The 5,344-nt window shown below is 63.6% G+C and carries 4 protein-coding genes and 1 pseudogene; 2 read left to right on the forward strand and 3 right to left on the reverse strand.

From position 1 onward, the window contains the following. Positions 1-120: 120 nt before the first annotated feature. The 3 genes from AACR77_RS06875 to AACR77_RS06885 form a co-directional block, all read right to left on the reverse strand. Positions 121-2,100, reverse strand: coding sequence for a bifunctional 2',3'-cyclic-nucleotide 2'-phosphodiesterase/3'-nucleotidase (locus AACR77_RS06875; RefSeq protein ID WP_042880561.1), 1,980 nt, complete (start codon positions 2,098-2,100; stop codon positions 121-123). Between the two features lie 127 nt (positions 2,101-2,227). Further along, positions 2,228-2,848: an L-lysine exporter gene (gene lysE, locus AACR77_RS06880; RefSeq protein ID WP_042015435.1), complete on the reverse strand. Its 621-nt coding sequence runs from the start codon at positions 2,846-2,848 to the stop codon at positions 2,228-2,230. Positions 2,849-3,110: 262 nt separating this feature from the next. Further along, complete coding sequence (locus AACR77_RS06885) at positions 3,111-3,893, reverse strand: LuxR family transcriptional regulator (RefSeq protein ID WP_010672766.1); 783 nt, start codon at positions 3,891-3,893, stop codon at positions 3,111-3,113. Between the two features lie 64 nt (positions 3,894-3,957). On the opposite strand from AACR77_RS06885, the gene AACR77_RS06890 reads away from it, so the two are divergent. Next, positions 3,958-4,587 carry an acyl-homoserine-lactone synthase gene (locus AACR77_RS06890; RefSeq protein WP_042880563.1) on the forward strand — a complete coding sequence of 210 codons (630 nt, stop codon included), beginning with the start codon at positions 3,958-3,960 and terminating at the stop codon, positions 4,585-4,587. Between the two features lie 233 nt (positions 4,588-4,820). Beyond that, a pseudogene (locus AACR77_RS06895) lies at positions 4,821-5,330 on the forward strand (ArgP/LysG family DNA-binding transcriptional regulator); the annotation flags it as partial. Positions 5,331-5,344: the final 14 nt, after the last annotated feature.

Genomic DNA, 5,344 nt, shown 5'->3' on the forward strand with positions numbered 1-5,344 from the left:
TACTGATGCCCTCCCGCCCCGTCGACCGGGCAAGTCCAGACGACAGGACAGGATGGCACCGCGCCCCATGAAAAAGCCCTCGCACTGCGAGGGCTTTTTTGTTGGCTGCCAGCGTCTGCCTTACTGGCGGATCAGGCGGTAGATGGCGTAGCCGGGGTGCTTGGCGTCATCCATCGGCAGGGTGGACTGGTACGACAGATCCGCCCCCGCCAGGGCCTTGGCCTCGTCGGTCGGCGAGGAGTAGAGGCGCACGTCCACGTTGGCGGGCAGGGCCTTCATGTGCCAGTTGTTGTTGGCCGCCGGGCTGAAGCCGGCCGGGTTGTCCGCAGACTGGGCCTTCAGGTACTGGGCGATGATCTCCCGCGTCTCGAAGGGATCTTCATGGACGATGTTGCTGCCGTCGATGCCCGGGAAGTGGCCGCCGCCGCTGGCGCGGTAGTTGTTGGTCACCACGTAGAACTTCTGGGCCGGGTCCACGGGCTGGCCGTTGAAGGTGAGGCCGCTGATGCGCTGGCCGTCGCTCACCTTGACCCCGTCCTTGCTGTAGCGGGCCGGCTGGGTGATGTCCACCTCGTAGTTGACCCCGTCAATCACATCGAAGTTGTAGGTGGGGAAGCTCTCGTTCACCAGCCACTGCACCCCGGTCTTGCCGGTGTCGATCTGGTTGAACTGGCCAGCGCTCATCTCCAGCCACTCCTTGACGGTGGCCCCGTTCACCTCGACCACCTGCAGGGTGTTCGGATAGATGTAAAGGTCGGAGACGTTGCGCAGGGAGATGTCACCCTGGGCCACGTAGGTGAAGTCGTTGATGCCGTTGCGACCGCCACGGAAGGGGGCCGCCACCGACAGGATGGGGTAGGACTCCTTGAGCAGGCCGTCTTGTTGCAACTGCTCCGCGTGGCGGCGCTGGGCATCGCTCACCAGCTGCGCCGAGGGGTCGTCCTGTACCAGGGCGAAGAAGCTGTGGATGGGGGAGGTGATCTTGCCGAGCGGCTCGTCCAGCCACTGGTTGGTGGCGTCGTGATCCGCCTGCACCAGGTCCACCACCCGCTGATCCACCGCACTGCCCTCGCTGGCGTCTATCTTGCGCAGGCTGGCCTGGCTCTGCTTCACCTGCCACTTGCCGTCCACCTGCTCCAGCTTGAGGTCGATGATGCCGAGGTGGTTGCCCCAGTAGCCGGGCATCACGGTGGGGATGCCGCTGAGGGTACCGGCCTGGTTGTCCACCTCCGGCAGATCCGGGAAGTCCCCGGGGAAGTTCTTGTGGGCGTGGCCCAGCATCAGGGCATCCACCCCCTTCACCTTGGCCAGGTGCCAGGCGGAGTTCTCCATCATGGCCTCGTAGCTGCTGGCATTGATGCCGGTGTGGGCCACCACCACCACGATGTCGGCGCCCTTGGCGCGCAGCTCGGGCACATAGTGATTGGCGGTCTCGACCATGTCGGCCACCACCACCTTGCCCTCCAGATGGCGCTTGTCCCACTGCAGCACCTGGGGCGGGGTCAGACCCAGGATGCCCACCTTGACGCGCTGGCGCTGGCCCTTGTCATCGGTCACCTCGCGCTCCAGCAGCAGATAGGGGGTGAACTTGTTGCCGCTCCAGTCAATCTGTCCCTTGGCATCGCGCTTGAAGGCCCCCGCCTCGAACACGTTGGCATTCACATAGGGGAAGTCGGCTCCCGCCAGCACCTTGCCGAGGTAGTCCAGGCCGTAGTTGAACTCGTGGTTGCCCAGGTTGCCCGCGTCGTAGCCCAGCTCGTTCATCGCCTTGAACACCGGGTGCGCCTGTTTCTCGAGGTAGCCGGCACCGGACTGCTCGAAGATGTAGTCCGCCAGCGGCGTGCCCTGAATGAGGTCACCGTTGTCGAGCAGCAGGTTGTTGGGGTTCTCGGCGCGGGCGGCGCGGATCAGCAGGGCGGTGCGGGAGAGGCCGAACTTGCGATCCTCCTTGTTCTGGTAGTAGTCGTACCCCAGCACGTTGGAGTGGATGTCGGAGGTCTGGATCAGGCGCAGGGAGACGGTCCCCGGCTGTGCCTTGCTGTCATTCTCGTTGCTGCAGGCAGACAGCAGCACGATGGCGGCAATAGCCCCCAGCTTCATGGTGTTATTCACTGTTTTTTCCCTTTTATTATGAGTAACGCTTTACCAGCGCCGGGAATTTAACAGACGAATATGTCAGCAGATGGCACCGGGACTCATTTTTATGAAGCCCGGCACAAAAATAGCATTATGAGGCCGATATGGCACCCAATGCCAGCTTGGCCGCCAGCACCAGCATGATGAGACCTACAACAAGATCAATGGCTTGCTGTACCCGGCCCCGGGCAAGCCAAGGGGAGAGTGCCGCCGCCCCGAACGCCAGTCCGTAGAACCAGACCAGAGAAGCCAGCATGGCCCCCGCCGCGAAGGCGGGTCTGAGCTCCTCGGCAAACTGGCTGCCGAAGGAGCCAAGCAACATCAGGGTATCCAGGTAGACGTGGGGGTTGAGCAGAGTGACTCCGAGGGTCATGGCCAGCACGCTCTTCACCCCCATCAACCGGGGCGAGTCCGCCAGGGCCGCCTCCTGGCCGCGCCAGGCACTGCGCAGTGAGCGCACCCCGAACCAGCCGAGGAAGAGCACGCCGCCCCAGGTCAGCAGTGCCAGGCCGATCGGGCTGGCTGCCAGCAGGTTGGCCCCGCCGAACACCCCGATGCCGATCAGCACGAGGTCGCACAGGCAGCAGAGGGTCGCCGTCAGCAGGTGGTGGTTGCGGTGAATGCCCCGGCTCAGCACGAAGGCATTCTGGGCCCCGATGGGGATGATCATGGCAAGGCCGAGGGTAAAGCCTTGCAGGGTGGTGGCGAACATGGGGATGCGTTCCTGTGAAAGAGAGAAACGCACTATAAGGGGGCGCGGGCAATCAGAGAAATTCATTCATTTTCTGATGCATTCATAAAACTGATGAAAACCGGGCCGAAACCACACAAAGAAGGTTGTCAATTGCAGGATCTGACAATTGTGGGGTCACAGCCCCGCCCCGAGAATCGGCGGCAGGATGGGACGGCGCAGGACAGCGGTGATGGCGACAGAGGGGATGCCAGGCGACGAGCCGGTGCCGCCGGGCCTGTATTCACTGCAGCAGGGAGGGGAAGTTGGTGACCACCACCTGCTCCAGGTTCGGCAGCAGGATGCCGCTGCTCACCCCCTTGGCGATGGCCTGGTAGCGGTTCATCGACCCTGTCTTGCGGGTGACCTGATTGAGGTGGTAGTTCACGGTGCGCTCCGTGATGCCGAGGATGCAGGCGATCTCCCCCGATGTCTTCCCTTCGCTGGCCCAGAACAGGCACTCGGTCTCCCGCTCCGTCAGGGGTTCCTGGGGATCGTCCTCCCTCATGCTCTGGCGCACGATCCGGATCGCCGCCTCGAAGATGTAGTTGGACATCCAGGAGAGGATGGGCGAGGACTCCAGCATCAGATCGCTCGACGCCCGCTCCCGGGTGATGAAAGAGAGTATGCCGTTCTCCCCCGCCGCCCCGTGCAGCGGGAACGAGATGCCGTTGCGCAACCCGAATTCCGCCGCCAGCCCCATCACATCCATGCTCCCCTCTTGCAGGAAGCGCGCCTTCTCGTCCAGCCGGTTCCAGTAGATGGGCAGGGTCTGCCTGCGGGCGAGCTGGATGATGGGATCGCAGGCCAGCATGTTGTTCAGGGTGTAGGCCTGTACCCAGGAGTCGGGGCACTGGTTGAACAGCACCACCTTGGGCCTTTGCATCGACATGGGCAGGATGAGGGCGAAGCGGTAGTAGTCGTAACCCATTCCCAGGGTGAAGCGGCCGATGAGCTCGGACAGCCGGTTGCCATCGGTCACCAGCGTGAAATGTTCCAGGTACTCAAGCAGTTGGTCGCGTGTCATAGGCAAGCCTCCCCTGGCCAAGGCCTTGGATTATAGCGCCTAACCATGAAATGGAGAGACATGAATGCTTGTTTTCAAAGGAAAATTGAAAGAACACCCCAGATGGGAGGTCGAAAACGAGCTCTACCGATTTCGCAACCGCGTCTTCTCCGATCGACTCGGTTGGGACGTGGAATCCCGCCGTGGCCTGGAGCGGGACAACTTCGACAAGCCCTACACCCACTGGGTGCTGATTGAAGACAAGCAGGGGCTGTGCGGCTGCATCCGCCTGCTCAGTTGCGCCCAGGATTACATGCTGCCCAGCATCTTCCCCACCGCCCTCGCTGGCGAAGCCCCGCCGCGCGGCAACGACGTGTGGGAGCTGACCCGCCTCGCCATCGACGCCGACCGGGCCCCTCGCCTGGAGAACGGCATCAGCGAACTCACCTGCGTCATCTTCCGCGAGGTGCTGGCCTTCGCCAGGGAGCAGGGGATCCGCGAGCTGGTGGCCGTGGTCAGCCTGCCGGTGGAGCGCATCTTCCGCCGCCTCGGCCTGCCCATCGAGCGCCTCGGCCATCGCCAGGCGGTGGATCTGGGGGCCGTGCGCGGAGTCGGCATCCGCTTCCACCTGGACGAGCGTTTCGACCGCGCCGTCCATCGCCCCCTGCAGGGCCATTACCGGCCGGCGGGGGATGCTCTGCTCGCCGTCATCTGAGCAAAAAAAGTCCCGGGACCGGCCCGGGATTCAAGACGCTCGCTATGGTCCGTTTCCACCCCATGCAAAAACGGACCGGGTGAGTATCTTATGAATCTCATGTCAGGACTACTGTCACATCTCACAGGGGCGGCCCCGGGCACGGGCCCCCTCCATGGGGGCGGTCAGGTTGTCCTCTGGCGCTCCCTTGAGTAGCATTCTTGCTGAACTCCCTTTTTTCATAAGGAATGCTGATGAAGACGCTGGACTACAAGCTGCTGCTGGCCCTGGACGCGGTGATCCGGGAGCAAAACTTCGAGCGTGCCGCCCAGCGCCTGCACATCACCCAGTCCGCCATCTCCCAGCGCATCAAGCAGCTGGAGCAGCAGTTTGCGGAGCCGCTCATCATCCGCAGCCAGCCGCTGCAGGCCACGGGGCTCGGCCAGAAGCTGCTGGCCCACTATCGCCAGGTGCGCCAGCTGGAGCTGGAGCTGGCCGGCGAGATCTCCCCCGACGAGCCCAGGGCCCCCATCCGGGTCAGCATCGCCGTCAATGCCGACAGCCTGGCTACCTGGTTCCTGCCCGCCCTGGCGCCACTGCTGGAGCAATACCCCATCGAGCTGAACCTGCTGGTGGATGACGAGAGCCGCACCCTGGACCGGGTGCGCGAGGGGCAGGCGTTCGGCGCCGTCAGCCTGCAACCCCAGCCGCTGGCGGGCTGCTGCGTTGACGAACTCGGCGAGATGCGCTATCTGCTCACCGCCAGACTGTGAGATAG

The organism is Aeromonas sp. ZOR0002, assembly GCF_963866995.1.
Taxonomy (GTDB): Bacteria; Pseudomonadota; Gammaproteobacteria; order Enterobacterales; family Aeromonadaceae; genus Aeromonas; species Aeromonas caviae.